We start from the raw sequence: 16,138 nt of genomic DNA on the forward strand, positions 1-16,138 counted from the left end.
CGGATCACATCGGACATGGGCAACAGCGTGCCGCCTCCGGTCAAGCCCTTTCCCGCGGCCGCCTCGAGCTCGCGCAGGGTGGTGGTGACGATGATCGAGGCCGGTAGCCCGTTGTGCTGGCCGAGATCGCCGCTGCACAGCAGCGCCCGACACGCCGCCAGCAGCCCGTCGTGGTTGCGTTGGGCCGCCGAACGCAGATCGTGGCGGATCACCTCTTCGGACGGCGATCCTTGCACGCACGGTGCTTCATCGTCGGGGTTGCACATGCCCGGCGCGGCCAACTTCGCCAGCACCGCTTCCAGGGTGGCGCGAGCTTCGGGGGTCAGATAGCCGCTCAACCGCGACATCCCATCAACGTCTTGCTTGCCCAACACCAGGCCGCGGCGGCGGGCGCGGTCGTCGTCGGTGTAGTCCCCGTCGGGGTGTAGGCAGTCCATCAGCCGCTCAGCCAGCTTGGCCAGCTGATCGGGCCGATACTGGGTCGCCAACCGGGCCAGGTGGGCTTCGGCTTTCTCCTCGGTCTCCACATCGACATGGGCGGGCAGCCGGTGGAAGAAGTCCCGAATCACCCGCACATGCTCACCGCCGATGCGGCCCTCCCGCTGTGCGGCGGCGGTGGCGGTCAACCGCGGCGCCAACGGCTGCCCGGTCAGCGCGCGGCGCTCACCCAACTCGGCGGCCTCTCCGATCCGCCGGCTGGCCTCGGCGCGGGTGATCCGCAACCGCGACGCCAACGCCGCAGGCAACCGCCCCCCTAGTTCTTCCTCGCTGGCTTGGGCGGCCAACTGATTGATCAACCCATGCCGCGCCGCCGGCAACCGGCGCGCCACCCGCTCCAACCGCTCCAACAACCGCAACCGCTCCGGAGTGGTCAACGCCTCAAACGACAACTCACATAGCCGATCCGCCCCGGCATCGAGCGCGTCAAAGACCTCCGTGATCTCTTCCCGCGAACTCGAATGTTCGAATAATAACGCCGACCACCGACACGACCCGCCTATCACGGCGGCTACAGAATCGCGACAGCCACCACGATCCCCAACGCGAACTGCGCCGACGCCACCATCAGCGATTCATAGCTGTACTCGTCGGAATTGAACAACCCATCCATGTCAATGCCGATGGCTACCGCCGCAATTCGCATCATCACCACTTGTGCGGCAATCCCCACGAGCCCGAAGACCGCCGACGCCAGCAGACCCTCCCCGAGCTTGCCCGACGACGAGTAGATCGCCAGTACCACGATGAGCGCCATGCTGACCATGCCCGCAGCGGCGACGATGATGGCGTTCGGCTTTCCGGCGTTGACCATTCGGCGCAGCGGACCAGGCGTGGTCAGGTCGATGGCATAAAACCCGATCATCATCAGTATCAGCCCGAGGATGGCGTACAGAATGACGGCGCCGACACCGCGGCCCAGCCAACTCCAGTAGTCGGAATGCAGGGCCACAATCGTTGTCGTCATCGATGAACTCCGTTCTGTCGCGTCACTTCAGAGGGATTCGGTGTGGAACAAAGGCTGCACCATCGTCGGTGATCAGTCCCGCCGTTTCGCGAATGCCCAAGCCGGCCGACGAGTCCCCGACAACCCACGCACCCAGGGCGGGTCGCATGTCATCGAATTCCGGCAACGGATCGAGCAACTGGTAGACGAAGCCCTCTTCGCCGTAGACACCGCCGGTAGCGGTCTCCATCCCGGCGCCGACGACCGTGACGTTCGCGCCTTCCCGGCCGAGCTTAGGCTTACGCACATACTCGGTCAGCTCGTGCGGGTCATCGATATAAGCCGGCAACAGATTCGGATGTCCCGGGTACATCTCCCACAGCACCGCCAGAATGGTTTTGTTGGAAAGCAGTGTCTTCCACAGCGGTTCGATCCACGTGGTCTGCGGCAAGCTGGACACCACATGCTTGCCGAAGCGGTCGTCGAGCACCCATTCCCACGGGTGCAGCTTGAAGACGGCGTGCATCTCCGACTCTTCCAGGTCGACGAACCGCTCCAGCGCCGAGTCCCACCCGACGTCCTCGATCACCAGGCCGACCGTCTCGAAGCCGGCTTCCGCCGCGGTCTCCTGCATATAGGTCGTCGTTATCTGGTCCTCGCCCGTCGCTTCCACGCCGGACCACGTAAAGTGAAGTTCGTTGCTGGGCAACATGTCTCGCACCTTCGACCAACGGTCCACCAGCTGTTCATGCAACGAGTTCCACTGGTCGTCGTTCGGGAACTTGTCTTTCAGCCAGTACCACTGCAGGATTGCGGCCTCCAGCAACGTGGTCGGAGTGTCGGCGTTGTATTCCAGCAGGACCGCCGGCCGTCGCCCGTCGTAGCGTAAGTCGAAGCGGCCGTACACATGTGGGTCGGAACGGCGCCAGGATTCGGCGACGTACGGCCAAGTCCATTCCGGTAGACCGAAATCCGCGTAGCGCTCCATCAGCACCACTTGCTCGACGGCGTTCAAACACATCGAATGCAGCAGCTCGACATCGGCTTCGAGCGCCAGGATCTCGTCCATCTCGAACTCGTAATAGACCGACTCGTCCCAATACGGCCGATTGGCACCGCGCGCGTCCCGAGCGGGTGTGCCATAGACAAGTCCTTGCGATTCCACAATGGATTGCCAATTCGGTCGCGGCTCGGTTCTGCCGCGCTTCACGACCCGCTGCTCCCGCCACTACTCTTGCCGCCGCTGCCGCCCAGGCCACCGCGCGAGATCGTGCTGCCCGACTTCGTGGTGATGCTGCCGGTCTTGGGAGCGACGGTGGTCCCGCCGATCGGGCGTGAACCGATCGAGCCGGAACTGCCGTAGTAGTAGCGGTATTGATGCCCGCCGAAGAAGAAGAACCCGTTGAGCCCCGGGGTATGCCCCGTGCAATAGCTATCCGGAACGATGACCGGCTGCCCGTTCGGGTCGTCACGCACACATTGGGCGACGGTGTTGTGCGGTGGTGTCAGCAGCCAGTACCCCATGCCCGCCACGACGCCGACCACTCCGACGGCGGCCGCGGCCCCCATCAGGACCCGCTTCTGATGACGCCGCTTCTCTTCGGCGGCGAGCCGGGCTTCCTCCAGCTCCCGTTGCTTGTCCTCGTATTTCTGGCGCGCCCGCAATTCGGCCGGCGTGGGCGGCTTGGGTCGCGTCGTTTCGGCGTCCTGATACTTGACGCTGCCGGCCATCCGGCGCTTCGTGGGTTTGTCGGGCTTGGCGGGGTCAACTTCCTCTGCCCGGGAAGTCTCGGGGCTTTCGGAGGAATCCGCGACTTCCGAGGGCTTGTCCTCCTCGGACGGCTTCGACGCCGCACTCTCGGGCCGCGACTGCGGCGCGTCACCCGACTGCGCAGCGTCATCCGACGGCGGGTTCTCCTCGGACCCCACTACCTGTCCTCCGGTCCGGTCAGGTCGCCGCGCGCGGCGACACCATCGATACGACGGCGACTATCCACGGGCCGAAACGCAGGCACGCGGGCAGTCTCCCACATCGTGACCGAAAGACGTCAGGACCACCAGCGTTCCAGTACGCGTGCCACGCCGTCCTCGGTATTGGTGGCCGTCACCTCGTCAGCAGCGGCCAACGCCTCCGGGTGCGCGTTACCCATCGCCACCCCCAGGCCGGCGCGCAGCAGCATCGGCACGTCGTTGGGCATGTCGCCAAAGGCGACCACGCCGGCGTCGGTGATGCCGAGCGGCGCGGCCAGTTCCCGCACGCCGGTGGCCTTGCTGATGCCGCGCGGCACGATCTCCACCAGACCGTTGTTGGTGGAGTAGGTGATGTCGCCCTCGCCGTTGAGGTGCTTGGCCAGTTCGGCTGCCATGTCACCACTGACAGCGCCGGACTGGCGGATCAACAACTTGATCGCGGGCGCGCTCAACAGGTCCTCGATCGACACCTCGGTGTTGTCCGGGTTGAGCCAGGCGTGCTCGTAACCCGGTGAGCTGACGAATTGGGGAGTCGCGGCGTCGTGGGCGCTTTGGCCGATTCGCTCCACCGCCAACCCGGCACCCGGTAGCACCCGGGCCGTCAATTCCGCCAACGCCGCCAGCGTCTCCGGGGTGAGCATGCGTGCCGATACGACCCGGTCCTGCGCGGGATCGTAGATAACGGCGCCGTTGGCGCACACCGCCATCGGTGCAAACCCGAGGGCGTCGACGATAGGGCGAATCCAGCGCGGCGGGCGACCGGTGGCCAGGATGAACTGGGTGCCGTCGGCGACCGCGGCCCGCACCGCAGCGCGGGTGCGCGGGGTGATCGTCTCCGCCTCGTTGAGCAACGTGCCGTCGACGTCGGTGGCAATGAGCGCCGGCCGGCGCGACGAAGCGGCCGGCGTCGCAGTCGGATCGGTCAAGACGTTGCGCTTTTGCGGTGCGAGTTGGTGGTCAGCGCCGTTCGCCTTCATCACGTCGCGGCGACGTCACACCGTCATAGCCTTGCTTCTGCATCCGCTCAGCCAATTCGGCGATCCGGAATTCCCTGGATTCGTCCGGGGTCGGCGCACTGCCACCAAGGCGCCGCGGAACCCAGTACGCCCCTTCGGGATGAGGATACTCCTCTTGGACCTGGTAGAGCATCCCCTTCATCGACTGGCGCAGCACGGAGTTGAGGTGGTGCGCATCGCCTTCGGGCCGTATTGGCGTCCCGATCGCTACCGAGATCGGAATCTTGGTGCGCCACAACTGCTTTGGATGGTCCTTCGGCCAAATCCGGTGCGCCCCCCAGACAATCATCGGGATGAGCGGCACCTGCGCCTCCAAGGCCATCCGGGCCGCACCCGTCTTGAATTCCCGAAGTTCGAAGCTGCGGCTGATCGTCGCCTCTGGGTGCAGCCCGACAAGCTCACCCTCGCGCAACCGCTGCACTGCCACCGCGTAGGCCTCCGCACCGGTCGTGCGATCCACCGGGATCAGTTGGGTGTGCTTGATGACGTAGTTGACGGCTTTCACATCCTGCATCTCGGCCTTGATCATGAAGCGCAGCCGCCGCTTACGTTCCTTCGCGGCGAGCGACGCGGGAATCCAGTCGACGTAGCTGGTGTGGTTGAGGGCGATCAGGGCGCCACCGCGCGCGGGGATGTTCTCCAGCCCGCGGTAGGTGATCTTGTTCCCGTTCAGCGCGACGACGGACGGGACGAGGTACTCCATCATTCGAAAGAATGGCTCGGCCATGTCTTAGTTTCTCCTTCTTTGCCGCGACTCGCGCGGGAAACGGTGCGCAGCCTTCGCCGCCGCCTCTTGCGCGTCCAGCTGAGCCGCTTCAGCCACGGTCGGGGCGCCACCGCCGAGTCGGCGCGGCACCCAGTACTCACCGGCGGGATGCGGGTAATGCTGTTGCGCCTTGTGCAGAAGCGCGGTCATCGACTCGCGCAATACATCGTTGGTCGTCCCGATGTCATCGGCGGCCCGTAGTGGCTGGCCCACTTGCACCGCGATAGGGATCTTGGCGCGACCCACGTGCCGAGGATGACCTTTGGTCCAAATCCGCTGCGCTCCCCAGACAACCAGGGGCACGATCGGGACGTCGGCTTCCACGGCCATGCGTGCGGCGCCGGTCTTGAACTCCTTGAGCTCGAAGCTGCGGCTGATGGTGGCTTCGGGATAGACCCCGACCAGCTCTCCCTCGCGGAGCCGTTGCACCGCGACCGTGTAGGCGGCGGCGCCGGCGTGCCGGTCGACGGGGATGGTGCGGGTTCGTTTGATCAAGAAATTCACGATCTTCACCCGCTGCATTTCGGCCTTGATCATGTAGCGCACCCGACGATTCGCGCGTCGAATCGCCAACGCGGCCGGCAGCCAGTCGACATAGCTGGTGTGGTTGATAGCCACCACCGCCCCACCCTTGGCGGGAATGTTCTCCGTCCCGCCGAAGGTGATCCGAGTTCCAGTGGCCCGGACCAGGAGCCGGGCCAGGATCTCGAGAGTGCGATAGGTCGGCTCCATGCGTCACTCCGGGGCGCCGGCGGGATGGGCTCGCTGCGCCCGGCGCGCCGCTCTCGCGGCGGAATCCTCGGCGTCCATGCGGGCCGCCTCCGCCAGCGACGGCGCGCCGCCGCCCAGCCGGTGCGGCACCCAGAACTCTCCGGCCGGATGCGGACCGTACTGTTCTTGGGCGCGCTCCAACAGATGCTGCATGCGCGAGTGCAGCAGGCTGCTCAATTCGGGTACCGGCAGCGTCGGCTCGATCGGCTCGCCGACCACGATGACGATCGGCACCTTGGGGCGGAACAACTTCTTCGGATGCCCCTTGGTCCAGATCCGCTGAGCACCCCAGATGATGTGCGGAATGATCGGCACCTGCGCCTCGACCGCCATGCGGGCGGCCCCGGACTTGAACTCCTTGATCTCGAAGCTGCGACTGATCGTGGCCTCGGGGTAGACGCCGACCAACTCGCCGGCTTTGAGCATGTCGACGGCACGGGCATAGGAAGCCGCGCCGTCTTGCCGGTCCACCGAGATGTGGCGCAGGCTGCGCATTATCGGACCGGTGACCTTGTGGTCGAAGACCTCCTGCTTGGCCATGAAGCGCACCTTGCGGCCCAGCCCCTGTTGGTAGCTCGGCAAACCGGCCAGCGTGAAGTCGAGGTATCCGGTGTGGTTGATCGCGACGACCCCGCCGCCGCTGGTCGGAAGGTTTTCCACCCCGGTGACGGTGATCTTCAATCCCTGTATACGAAAGATCAGGCGAGCAAGCTGAATGACGGTCGCGTATACCGGTTCCACAGCTGTTCAGCCTAGTGCGCTTACCTGTCAGTCGCCTTAAGTGGTGAAGAGGAGGGGATTTGTCCTTCCCGTCGTCGCCGCCACCGGTGCCCACCGTGGTGCGTCAACTGGTCGGTGACCGGCCGGTGCGCGCGGTGTGGGTCAACGAACTGGGCGGTGTCACCTACCGGGTCGGTGCGGGCGCCGAGTTCGTCAAGGTCGCCGACGCCGCGACCGTCGACTTCACCGAGGAAGCGCGGCGGCTGCGGTGGGCCGCGGCATACGTCACAGTGCCCGAAGTGCTGGGTGTCGGCGCCGGCGACGGATGGGCGTGGCTACGCACCCGCGGGCTTCCGGGGCGCTCCGCGGTCCACCCTCACTGGCTGGCCGCGCCGCATGTGGCGGTGCGTGCGATCGGGGTGGGATTGCGCGCTCTGCACGACCGCCTGCCGGTGCTGTCGTGCCCGTTCGACTGGTCGGCGCCCAGCCGGCTGGCGGGTTTGAGTCCGACGGCTCGGGCCGAGTTGGGTGACCCGCCTCCGGTGGACCGGCTGGTGGTCTGCCACGGTGACGCCTGCTCACCCAACACCTTGATCGGCCCCGACGGCAACTGCTCCGGCCACGTGGACATGGGCTCGCTAGGGGTGGCCGATCGGTGGGCTGACCTCGCGATAGCGACCCTGTCGCTGCAGTGGAACTATCCGGGCAGACAATGGGAAGCTGAGTTCTTTGCCGCTTACGGAGCGCGTCCAGACCCGGCGCGCGTGGACTACTACCGGCGGCTGTGGGACGCCGAGGACTAGGACCCGAGCTAAGCTCGAATCGGTGTTTTGCGCTGCATAAGAGTGCGCAGCAGCGGTCCGGGAAAGGTATTTGTGCAGGTCACCAGCGTCGGCCACGCCGGCTTTTTGATCCAGACTCAGGTGGGGAGCATCCTGTGCGACCCCTGGGTCAATCCGGCGTACTTCGCCTCCTGGTTCCCCTTCCCCGACAACAGCACCCTGGACTGGGACGCACTGGGTGACTGCGATTACCTCTACGTCTCACACCTGCACAAAGACCATTTCGACGCCAAGCATCTTGCCGCTCACGTCAACAAAGACGCGGTCGTCCTGCTGCCCGACTATCCGGTGCCCGATCTGCGGGTCGAATTGGAGAAACTGGGTTTCCACCGCTTCATCGAGACCACTAACTCGGTCAAGCACGAGTTGAGCGGACCCAAGGGCGACCTCGAGGTCATGATCATCGCGCTGCGCGCCCCGGCCGACGGGCCGATCGGAGACTCCGCGCTGGTGGTCTCCGACGGCACCACGACGGTGTTCAACATGAACGACGCCCGGCCCGTGGACTTGGACGTGTTGGCGGCCGACTTCGGGCATATCGACGTGCACCTGCTGCAGTACTCCGGCGCCATCTGGTACCCGATGGTCTACGACATGCCCGAGCGGGCGAAGACGTCGTTCGCGACGCAGAAGCGGCAACGGCAGATGGACCGCGCCCGTCAGTACGTCGCCCAAGTGGGGGCGAGCTGGGTGGTGCCGTCCGCGGGACCGCCGTGTTTCCTGGACCCGGAGCTGCGCCACCTCAACGACGACAGCAACGACCCGGCCAACATCTTTCCCGACCAGATGGTGTTCCTGGCGCAGATGCGCGAACACGGGCACGACGGCGGGCTGCTCCTCATTCCCGGCTCGACCGCCGATTTCACCGGCTCGGCACTCAATTCGGTGCACCACCCGATGCCCGAAGACCAGGTCGAGGCGATCTTCACCACCGGCAAGGCGGCCTACATCGCCGACTACGCCGAGCGCATGGCTTCCGTACTGGCGGCGGAAAAGGCCGCTTGGGCGCCTGCGACCGGCGCGCCGCTGCTGGAACCGTTGCGCGCGTTATTCGAGCCAATTATGTTGCAGAGCAACGAGATCTGCGACGGCATTGGCTACCCGGTGGAATTGGTCATCGGGCCCGAAAGCGTCATCCTCGACTTCCCGAAACGCGCTGTGCGCGAACGTATTCCCGACGAGAAGGTGCGTTACGGATTCGAGATCGCACCGGAGCTGGTACGTACCGTGTTGCGCGACAACGAACCCGACTGGGTCAACACCATCTTCCTGTCCACCCGGTTCAAAGCCTGGCGGGTCGGCGGCTACAACGAGTACCTGTACACGTTCTTCAAGTGCCTCACCGACGAACGGATTGCCTACGCCGACGGCTGGTTCGCCGAGACCCACGACGACGCCGCGACCATCACCCTCGACGGCTGGGAGATTCAGCGACGCTGCCCGCACCTCAAGGCCGACTTGTCGAAATTCGGTGTGGTGGAAGGCGATACGTTGACCTGCAATCTGCATGGTTGGCAGTGGCGGTTGCCGGACGGGCGCTGCCTGACCACCCGCGGTCACGAGCTTCGGAGTAGCCGGGCGTGAGGGCACCGCAAACCTACGACGATGGCGTCGTGCAGCTGGACCGCTTCGCGGTGAACCTGTGCCGCTATCACTTTCCCTCCGGCACCGCCAAAGTGATTCCCTTAGAGCAGATCCGCGGCTACCAGGCCGAGCCGCTGGGCTGGCTGACGGCCCGGTTCAACATCTGGGGCCGACCGGACTTCCGTCGCTGGCTACCGCTGGATCTGTACCGGCCGTTGAAGTCGACCATCGTCACCTTCGATGTCCCCGGGACGCGGCCGCAGCCGGCCTGCACGCCGGCGCGTCCGGACGACTTCATCGCGTTGCTCGACGAACTGTTGACTCAGCGCCGGTAGCAATCAGGCGTGCGCCAGGGCCGCGCGGCCGGCGTTGTAGCCGGGAATGAAGGTGATGCCCGGCCCGCCGTGGCAACCGGCGCTGCCCAAGTACAGTCCCTCAATTGGGAGGGGCTGACCCAGAAAGCCTTTTGGCCCGGGGCGGTTGGGACCGACCTGGTCGGAGTGGAAGAGCCCGTGACAGTAGTCGCCGCCCGGAGCACCGAACATGACGCCCATGTGCTTGGGCGTGAAGGTGGTGTGCCGGCTGATGCTGTCGGCGAAGTTGGGAGCCAGGCGGGTGATCTTGTCGATGACGCGTTGCCCCATCTCGGTTTTGGCCTGCCCGTAATCGGCGTTGCCTTCGATCGGGAACCACAGCGCGAAGGCCGAGGCGGCGTGCTTGCCGGCGGGTGCCAGGTGAGGGTCGTTCTGTGACGGGATCTGTAGCACCACCGTCGGATCGGCCGGCACTATTCCGCGCCGGCAATCCTCCCATTGCTGCTGCACTTCTTCGGGGGTGCAGAAGATGCCGATCGACGCCTGCATGCTCGGGTCGTTGAGCGCCTCATACGGGGCGGTGAAGGCGGGCGCCTCGTCGAGGGCGAAGTGCATCTGCAAGTAGCTGCCCCGGTGGTCGATGCGGGCGTAGCGGGCTCGGATGTCGGCGGGCAGGGCCGCGGCGTCGATCAAGTCATTGACGGTCACGTCCGGCGCGATGGCGGAGATGACGATCGGGGCGGTCAACGTTTCCCCGGCCTCCGTCCGCACTCCGGCCACCTTGCCGTCGTCGACGAGGATCTCGGTCACCTTGGTGCGCAGTCGAACCTCGCCGCCGCTGCCGACCAGCGCGTCGGATAGGTGGGCGGTCAGCGCACCGATACCGCCGCGCAATTTCTTCATCTGCATGGTGTCCCCGTCGGGAACGCCGAGGCCGAACGCGAGCGCCGCCGCGCTTCCCGGGGTGGCCGGTCCGCGGTAGAGGGTGTTGACCGCCAGCACGGTCATCGAACCGCGCAGCGCGCCGTGTTTCTCACGATCGGGCAGGTAACGGTCCAGCACGTCGGTGACCGAACCGAACAACATCTCCGTTATGGCCGAGCGCTCGAATTCATTTGTCGCGCAGGCATACATCTCGTCGAGCGTCTTGGGCGGTGCACCCGCCTCAAACCGGCCCAACGCTCGGGTCGGTGCCTGAGCCCAGGCCATCAGCCCCGCCATCCCGTTGACCGCGTCAGCGCTGTGCACCTCGTTCAGGTGGGTGAACAGCTTGATCGGGTCGCTGTACTGGACCATCGGGTCGTCGCCGACACCACGCAGCGCCACCGACATCACGTCCAGGTCGATCGTCGGCAGGCTGTCCAACCCGAGCTCCTGCCGAACCACCGGCGCGGTCGGGAATTGCACCGAACCCGCGATCTCGAAGTGATACTCGTCGAAAAGCTCGACGGTAGAGGCCATTCCACCGGCATAACGTTTGGACTCCAGACATACCGTCCGCAATCCGGCCTGCTGCAGCAGCATCGCTGCGGCCAGCCCATTGTGCCCGGCGCCGATCACGACCGCATCGAAATCAGACATGCCTTGGAGGCTGACACGCGGCGAAAGTTTTGTCAATTATGACGAAACTGTGGGACTGGCCCAGCTGGCCGTAATCCCGGCACGCAGCGACTCCAGCGCCACGTGACACACCCGGGCCAGTTCGCCGAGTGAGCGATCCGCGCCGAGCATCCAGGCCTCCATCGCCCCGAACACCGCGGCGGCGATGCACCGCGCGGTCACCGTGGCGCGCAGCCGCGCGTCCGAGGTGGGCTCAGCCGCGCAGCTACGTCGTTGTAACTGCCCTTGGATCGCGTCGGCGAAGTCGGCCTGGACCTCGCGGATGTGCCGGACGATCCGACTGGGATCCAGCTCGCCGCCGCGCAGAGCAGCGATCTTGGTCACCGCCTCAACGTCATACGGGAACGCGAAGATCGCCGCCTGCACCGAGTCGATGATCGCTTCGTCGGCCGGGCGGGCGTCCAGCGCGGAACGAAACCAGGTGAGACCGGTGTAATCGGCAAACAACAGATCGTGCTTCGAGCTGAAGTGGCGATAGAACGTGCGCAGCGATACTCCGGCGTCGGCGGCGATCTGTTCAGCGGATGTCTCCTCGACACCTTGGGCGAGGAACCGCACCAATGCCGCCTGCCGCAACGCCTCCCGGGTGCGTTCGCTGCGCACCGTCTGCGCGGGCCTGACCATGGCTGTAACGTACCTCAGTCCGGCGGCGCTCAGTTGTGTCAATATTGACAAAACTTGTGGTCGCGGCGAGACTTCGCGCATGGTCTCGCTTCTTGTCCATGCAGTGCTCGGAATCGCCGTCGTCGGCTGGATCGTCGCGTCCAATCCCAAAGTGTTCGCTCGGCCGGACGGCCAGGCCAGGTTCTCGCCGCTGGAACTGGTCTACTACGTCGTCGGCATCGCCTCGGTTGCGCTGGGTTGGTACTTCAACATCCGCTTCGTACGCGAGTACGCGCACGGATCCACCAACCCGATCTGGGGGCCGGGCAGTTGGGCTGATTACATCAGGCTGATGTTCACCAATCCCGCGGCCGGATCGGCGAGTCAGGACTATACGATCGCCAACGTCATTCTGCTGCCGCTGTTTTCGATTGTTGACGGCTACCGTCGGGGGCTGCGCCGGCCCTGGCTGTACTTCGTGGCCAGCCTGTTCACCAGCTTTGCGTTCGCGTTCGCGTTCTACTTCGCCACCATCGAGCGACAGCAGCGGCACGCAGAAGCGCGCCAGCCCGTAGACGCTTAGGCGGCCCGGGGTTTGGCGGCCCGCCACCGCTGCCGGCCGCCCGCGACGTCCACCCGGATGTCGGTGAAACCTGCCGCGCCCAATCGCTTCGGCAGGTCCTGCGGCGAGATCGGGTTGTAGGTGTCGGCCAGGTGGATCAGCCGGAACGGCAGCGAGGGCACACCGTCGCTGCCGGCGAAGGCGCCGCCGGGTCGCAGCACCCGAAACGCTTCGGCGAACAATTGGTCCTGCAACCGGTCGGTGGGGATGTGGTGCAGCATCGTGAAGCACACCACCGCGCTGAAGTGGTCGTCGGGCAAGCCGGTGCGGGTGCCGTCGCCGTGAATGACGCGCGCGCGGTCCCCATAGCGGCGGGTCAAGCGTGCGGCCATCGAGTCGTCCACCTCGACGGCGGTTAGCGCGGTGGGCCGATCGAGCAGCGCGCGCAGCGTCGCGCCATACCCCGGGCCGATTTCCAGCGTCTGAGGGCCCAGGTCGACGTCGGCCAGCGCCCAGGGCAACAACTGGTCGGCCACCGCTTTCTCCCAGCCCGCCGAGCTACAACGCATCCGGTGGAGCAAGTTCATCGCCATAGCCCGACGCTATGCCGACGCCGCGCATGCATACTTCCGATATTCTGCCGGGATATGTCGGAAATCGGCCAACGCGGTCTGGTGACCTCGTCCCTGTCGCTACCAGCGGGCGCGCGTATCGAGCGGCACCGCCATCCGTTGCATCAGATCGTCTACCCGTCGACGGGTGCGGTCTCGGTCACCACCCCGGCGGGCAGCTGGATCACGCCGGCCAATCGCGCCATCTGGATACCGGCGGGCTGCTGGCACGAGCACCGGTTCCACGGCCCCACCCAGTTTCACGGCGTCGCGCTCGACCCGCACCGTTACCGCGGTGGCCCCGCGGCGCCGACCGTGCTGGTGGTCAGCCCGTTGGTGCGCGAATTGATCATCGCTTGTTCGCAATCCGACGCCACCGACACTGACGAACACCACCGCATGCTGGCCGTGCTGTACGACCAGTTACAGCAGACCAGGATCCGCGAGCCGCTCTGGCTGCCCGCACCTGTCGACGACCGGTTGCGCCGAGCGTGCGCACTGATCAGCGACCACCTGGCCGATCCGCTGACCTTGCGGCAACTCAGCGCCCGCGTCGGCGTCAGCCAGCGCACGCTGAGCCGCCTGTTCCGCGACGAGCTGGCGATGACCTTTCCGCAGTGGCGCACGCAGCTACGGCTGCAGCAGGCACTGGCCTTGCTCGCCGAGCAGTACGACGTCACCTCGGTGGCCGCCCGTTGCGGTTGGGCGACCCCGAGCGCATTCATCGACACCTACCGGCGGGCCTTCGGGCACACTCCGGGTCAGGCCAGAAGGTGACCGGATTCAGCCGACCGGCTCGAGCAATTCCGTGCCGACGAAGGGCACCAAGGCCTGCGGAACCCGCACACTGCCGTCGGGCTGTTGGTGGTTTTCCAGAATGGCCACCAGCCAGCGAGTCGTCCCCAAGGTTCCGTTGAGAGTCGCCGCGGTCTGCGGCTTACCGCTCGCGTCGCGATAACGGGTGGCCAGCCGCCGCGCCTGGAAGGTGGTGCAGTTCGACGTCGACGTCAGCTCCCGATAGGCGTTCTGGGTCGGCACCCACGCTTCGCAGTCGAATTTGCGGGCGGCCGACGACCCGAGGTCACCGGCGGCGACGTCGATGACCCGATAGGGCACCTCGATGCGCGCCAGCATTTCCCGCTGCCAGCCCAGCAGCCGTTCGTGTTCGGCTTCGGCCTCGGCGGGGGTGCAGTAGACGAAGCCTTCCACCTTGTCGAACTGATGCACCCGGATGATGCCGCGGGTGTCTTTGCCGTAACTGCCCGCCTCGCGACGGAAGCACGACGACCAGCCCGCGTAACGCAGCGGGCCGCCGGACAGGTCCAGGATCTCCCCGGAGTGGTAACCGGCCAACGGCACTTCGGAGGTTCCGACCAGGTAAAGGTCGTCGGCCTCCACCCGATACACCTCCTCGGCGTGGGCACCCAGGAATCCGGTGCCGGCCATCACCTCGGGACGCACCAACACCGGCGGGATCACCGGGATGAAACCGTTGTCGACCGCGACTCCCACCGCCAACTGCAGCAGTCCGAGTTGCAGCAGGGCGCCGCGGCCGGTGAGGAAGTAGAACCGCGAACCCGACACCTTGGCGCCACGTTGCATGTCGATCAAGCCGAGCGACTCACCGAGTTCGAGGTGGTCCTTCGGGTTGTCCAGCCGGGCGGGTTCCCCGACGACGTCGAGCACGGCGTAGTCGTCTTCCCCGCCCGCCGGTACCCCGTCCAGGATGACGTTGGAGATGGCCATGTGCGCGGCGGTGAACGCGGACTCGGCCTGGGCTTGGTCGGCCTCGGCGGCCTTGACTTGTTCGGCCAGCTCCTTGGCACGTTGCAGCAGCGCCGGCCGGTCCTCCGCGGAGGCTTTGCCGACGCTCTTGCTCGCACTCTTCTGCTCGGCGCGCAAGTTGTCGGCGGACGAGATCGCGGTGCGGCGCGCGGCGTCGGCCGTCAGCAAAGCGTCCACCAGTGCCGGGTCCTCGCCGCGGCTCAGTTGGGAGCGCCGCACGGCATCGGGGTCTTCCCGGAGCAACTTGAGGTCGATCACGGCCGCAAGATTACTTTTGACCCCTCGTCGGGGTCGCAGCAGAGGGGCGGCGCCGGCCGGGGTCTCACATCGGCAACAGTTTTCCCGCGCCCTGTTCGGCCCTGTCAGAATGGAGCCAATGTTGGACGCCCCCGAGCAGGAACCCCTACCCGTCGCCGATCCGGTCGCCCGTGCGGACGAACCGGCGGCCGGATTTCGGTGGCCGCGGGGCTTGCAAGCGACGGCGACCCGGCGTGCCCTGCTGCTCACCGCGTTGGGCGGCCTGCTGATCGCCGGCGTGGTCACCGCGATACCCGCCGTCGGCACCGGCGGCCGGCTGACCGGCTACACGGACAACAAACCGGCATCCAGCACCAACGGCAAGACAAATGCCGCCTTCAACCGGGCGACCAGCGGCAGCTGCCTCAACTGGCCGGACGGCACCCCGGAATCGGCAACCATCGTCAACTGCACCGAGGATCACCGGTTCGAAGTCGCCGCCCCGATCGACATGCGGACGTTCCCGGGCGCCGAATACGGTCCCAACGCCAACCCGCCGTCACCGGCCCGCATCCAGCAGATCAGCCAGGAACAGTGCGAGCCCGCCGTGCAGCGCTACCTGGGCCCCAAATTCGATCCCAACAGCAAGTTCACCGTCAGCATGCTGTGGTCCGGTGATCGCGCCTGGCGCCAAGCCGGCGACCGGCGCATGCTGTGCGGCCTGCAGCTACCCGGACCCAACAACCAGCAGGTGGCGTTCAAGGGCAAGGTCGCCGACATCGACCAATCCAAGGTTTGGCCGGCGGGGACTTGTCTGGGCATCGACCCGGCCACCAATCAACCCGTCGACGTTCCAGTCGACTGCGCGGCGCCCCACGCGATGGAGGTCACCGGAACCGTCAACCTGTCCGAGAAGTTCCCTGGCGGGCTGCCCCCCGAGCCCGACCAGGACGGCTTCATCAAAGACAGCTGCACCAAGATGACCGACGCCTACCTGGCGCCGATCAAGCTGCGCACCACGACGCTGACGCTGATCTATCCGACCGTCTCGCTGGCCAGTTGGTCGGCGGGAAGTCGCGAGGTGGCCTGTAGTATCGGCGCGACGCTCGGCAACGGCGGCTGGGCGACCCTGCTCAACAGCGCCAAGGGCCCGTTGCTGATCAACGGTCAGCCTCCTTTGGCTCCCCCCGACATTCCTCAGGAGCGCCTCAACTTGCCGCCGTTGCCGAGCGTCGCGCCGATACTACAGGCCACCTCGCGACTTCCCGCCGACCAACTGGCCAGCGCCGCCC

The 16,138-nt window shown here is 66.2% G+C and carries 18 protein-coding genes; 6 read left to right on the forward strand and 12 right to left on the reverse strand.

Annotated elements, in window-relative coordinates; all coding sequences use genetic code 11:
* From A9W95_RS23730 to A9W95_RS23765, 8 genes are all read right to left on the reverse strand, one after another.
* Window positions 1-1,001, reverse strand: a 1,001-nt coding sequence (locus tag A9W95_RS23730) for a 13E12 repeat family protein (RefSeq protein ID WP_067418566.1), incomplete at its 3' end; no start/stop codon positions are given.
* Between the two features lie 8 nt (window positions 1,002-1,009).
* On the reverse strand, window positions 1,010-1,465 hold the full coding sequence (locus A9W95_RS23735) for a DUF350 domain-containing protein (RefSeq protein WP_067418544.1): 456 nt from the start codon (window positions 1,463-1,465) through the stop codon (window positions 1,010-1,012).
* A gap of 22 nt (window positions 1,466-1,487) precedes the next feature.
* A complete protein-coding gene (locus A9W95_RS23740; protein WP_067418546.1) occupies window positions 1,488-2,654 on the reverse strand; it encodes a glutathionylspermidine synthase family protein in 1,167 nt (388 codons plus the stop codon).
* Entirely contained in the window at window positions 2,651-3,373 is a 723-nt protein-coding gene (locus A9W95_RS23745; RefSeq protein ID WP_082983292.1) for a hypothetical protein, read from the reverse strand. Before A9W95_RS23745 ends, A9W95_RS23740 begins: the two co-directional genes overlap by 4 nt.
* A 119-nt stretch (window positions 3,374-3,492) precedes the next feature.
* On the reverse strand, window positions 3,493-4,341 hold the full coding sequence (locus tag A9W95_RS23750; RefSeq protein WP_067418570.1) for a Cof-type HAD-IIB family hydrolase: 849 nt from the start codon (window positions 4,339-4,341) through the stop codon (window positions 3,493-3,495).
* Between the two features lie 31 nt (window positions 4,342-4,372).
* Complete coding sequence (locus tag A9W95_RS23755; RefSeq protein WP_067418547.1) at window positions 4,373-5,158, reverse strand: 1-acyl-sn-glycerol-3-phosphate acyltransferase; 786 nt, start codon at window positions 5,156-5,158, stop codon at window positions 4,373-4,375.
* A gap of 3 nt (window positions 5,159-5,161) precedes the next feature.
* Complete coding sequence (locus A9W95_RS23760) at window positions 5,162-5,929, reverse strand: 1-acyl-sn-glycerol-3-phosphate acyltransferase (protein WP_067418549.1); 768 nt, start codon at window positions 5,927-5,929, stop codon at window positions 5,162-5,164.
* 3 nt (window positions 5,930-5,932) lie between these two features.
* Entirely contained in the window at window positions 5,933-6,709 is a 777-nt protein-coding gene (locus A9W95_RS23765; protein ID WP_067418551.1) for a 1-acyl-sn-glycerol-3-phosphate acyltransferase, read from the reverse strand.
* Between the two features lie 59 nt (window positions 6,710-6,768).
* Here A9W95_RS23765 and A9W95_RS23770 point away from each other — a divergent pair, with 59 nt between their 5' ends.
* From A9W95_RS23770 to A9W95_RS23780, 3 genes are all read left to right on the forward strand, one after another.
* Entirely contained in the window at window positions 6,769-7,491 is a 723-nt protein-coding gene (locus A9W95_RS23770) for a phosphotransferase (protein WP_067418553.1), read from the forward strand.
* Between the two features lie 72 nt (window positions 7,492-7,563).
* Window positions 7,564-9,114: an MBL fold metallo-hydrolase gene (locus tag A9W95_RS23775; RefSeq protein ID WP_067418572.1), complete on the forward strand. Its 1,551-nt coding sequence runs from the start codon at window positions 7,564-7,566 to the stop codon at window positions 9,112-9,114.
* Window positions 9,111-9,449, forward strand: coding sequence for a hypothetical protein (locus tag A9W95_RS23780; RefSeq protein WP_067418555.1), 339 nt, complete (start codon window positions 9,111-9,113; stop codon window positions 9,447-9,449). The genes A9W95_RS23775 and A9W95_RS23780 overlap by 4 nt, the downstream gene beginning before the upstream one ends.
* A 3-nt stretch (window positions 9,450-9,452) precedes the next feature.
* On the opposite strand, the gene A9W95_RS23785 is transcribed toward A9W95_RS23780, so the two are convergent.
* A complete protein-coding gene (locus A9W95_RS23785) occupies window positions 9,453-11,009 on the reverse strand; it encodes an NAD(P)/FAD-dependent oxidoreductase (protein ID WP_067418556.1) in 1,557 nt (518 codons plus the stop codon).
* A gap of 36 nt (window positions 11,010-11,045) precedes the next feature.
* On the reverse strand, window positions 11,046-11,672 hold the full coding sequence (locus A9W95_RS23790) for a TetR/AcrR family transcriptional regulator (RefSeq protein WP_067418558.1): 627 nt from the start codon (window positions 11,670-11,672) through the stop codon (window positions 11,046-11,048).
* Window positions 11,673-11,751: 79 nt separating this feature from the next.
* Here A9W95_RS23790 and A9W95_RS23795 point away from each other — a divergent pair, with 79 nt between their 5' ends.
* The gene (locus A9W95_RS23795; protein WP_067418560.1) at window positions 11,752-12,234 is read left to right on the forward strand and encodes a DUF2834 domain-containing protein; all 483 of its coding nucleotides are present in this window, start codon (window positions 11,752-11,754) and stop codon (window positions 12,232-12,234) included.
* Here A9W95_RS23795 and A9W95_RS23800 read toward each other — a convergent pair.
* Complete coding sequence (locus A9W95_RS23800) at window positions 12,231-12,806, reverse strand: class I SAM-dependent methyltransferase (RefSeq protein ID WP_067418562.1); 576 nt, start codon at window positions 12,804-12,806, stop codon at window positions 12,231-12,233. The genes A9W95_RS23795 and A9W95_RS23800 overlap by 4 nt on opposite strands.
* A gap of 54 nt (window positions 12,807-12,860) precedes the next feature.
* On the opposite strand from A9W95_RS23800, the gene A9W95_RS23805 reads away from it, so the two are divergent.
* Window positions 12,861-13,601, forward strand: coding sequence for a helix-turn-helix domain-containing protein (locus A9W95_RS23805; RefSeq protein ID WP_067418563.1), 741 nt, complete (start codon window positions 12,861-12,863; stop codon window positions 13,599-13,601).
* Between the two features lie 6 nt (window positions 13,602-13,607).
* On the opposite strand, the gene serS is transcribed toward A9W95_RS23805, so the two are convergent.
* Window positions 13,608-14,867 carry a serine--tRNA ligase gene (gene serS, locus A9W95_RS23810; protein ID WP_067418565.1) on the reverse strand — a complete coding sequence of 420 codons (1,260 nt, stop codon included), beginning with the start codon at window positions 14,865-14,867 and terminating at the stop codon, window positions 13,608-13,610.
* A 118-nt stretch (window positions 14,868-14,985) separates the two neighbouring features.
* On the opposite strand from serS, the gene A9W95_RS23815 reads away from it, so the two are divergent.
* A partial coding sequence (locus A9W95_RS23815; RefSeq protein ID WP_172826708.1) for a septum formation family protein occupies window positions 14,986-16,138 on the forward strand: 1,153 nt, incomplete at its 3' end.

Origin of the sequence: Mycobacterium sp. 1423905.2 (assembly GCF_001673155.1) — a bacterium.
Classification (GTDB): domain Bacteria; phylum Actinomycetota; class Actinomycetes; order Mycobacteriales; family Mycobacteriaceae; genus Mycobacterium.

Bases quoted from the DNA above. Each gene is read 5' to 3' on its own strand.
- A9W95_RS23790 (WP_067418558.1), bottom strand. From the start codon at position 11,672: ATGGTCAGGCCCGCGCAGACGGTGCGCAGCGAACGCACCCGGGAGGCG.
- A9W95_RS23755 (WP_067418547.1), bottom strand. From the start codon at position 5,158: ATGGCCGAGCCATTCTTTCGAATGATGGAGTACCTCGTCCCGTCCGTC.
- A9W95_RS23805 (WP_067418563.1), top strand. From the start codon at position 12,861: ATGTCGGAAATCGGCCAACGCGGTCTGGTGACCTCGTCCCTGTCGCTA.
- A9W95_RS23795 (WP_067418560.1), top strand. From the start codon at position 11,752: ATGGTCTCGCTTCTTGTCCATGCAGTGCTCGGAATCGCCGTCGTCGGC.
- A9W95_RS23735 (WP_067418544.1), bottom strand. From the start codon at position 1,465: ATGACGACAACGATTGTGGCCCTGCATTCCGACTACTGGAGTTGGCTG.
- A9W95_RS23800 (WP_067418562.1), bottom strand. From the start codon at position 12,806: ATGGCGATGAACTTGCTCCACCGGATGCGTTGTAGCTCGGCGGGCTGG.
- A9W95_RS23785 (WP_067418556.1), bottom strand. From the start codon at position 11,009: ATGTCTGATTTCGATGCGGTCGTGATCGGCGCCGGGCACAATGGGCTG.
- A9W95_RS23760 (WP_067418549.1), bottom strand. From the start codon at position 5,929: ATGGAGCCGACCTATCGCACTCTCGAGATCCTGGCCCGGCTCCTGGTC.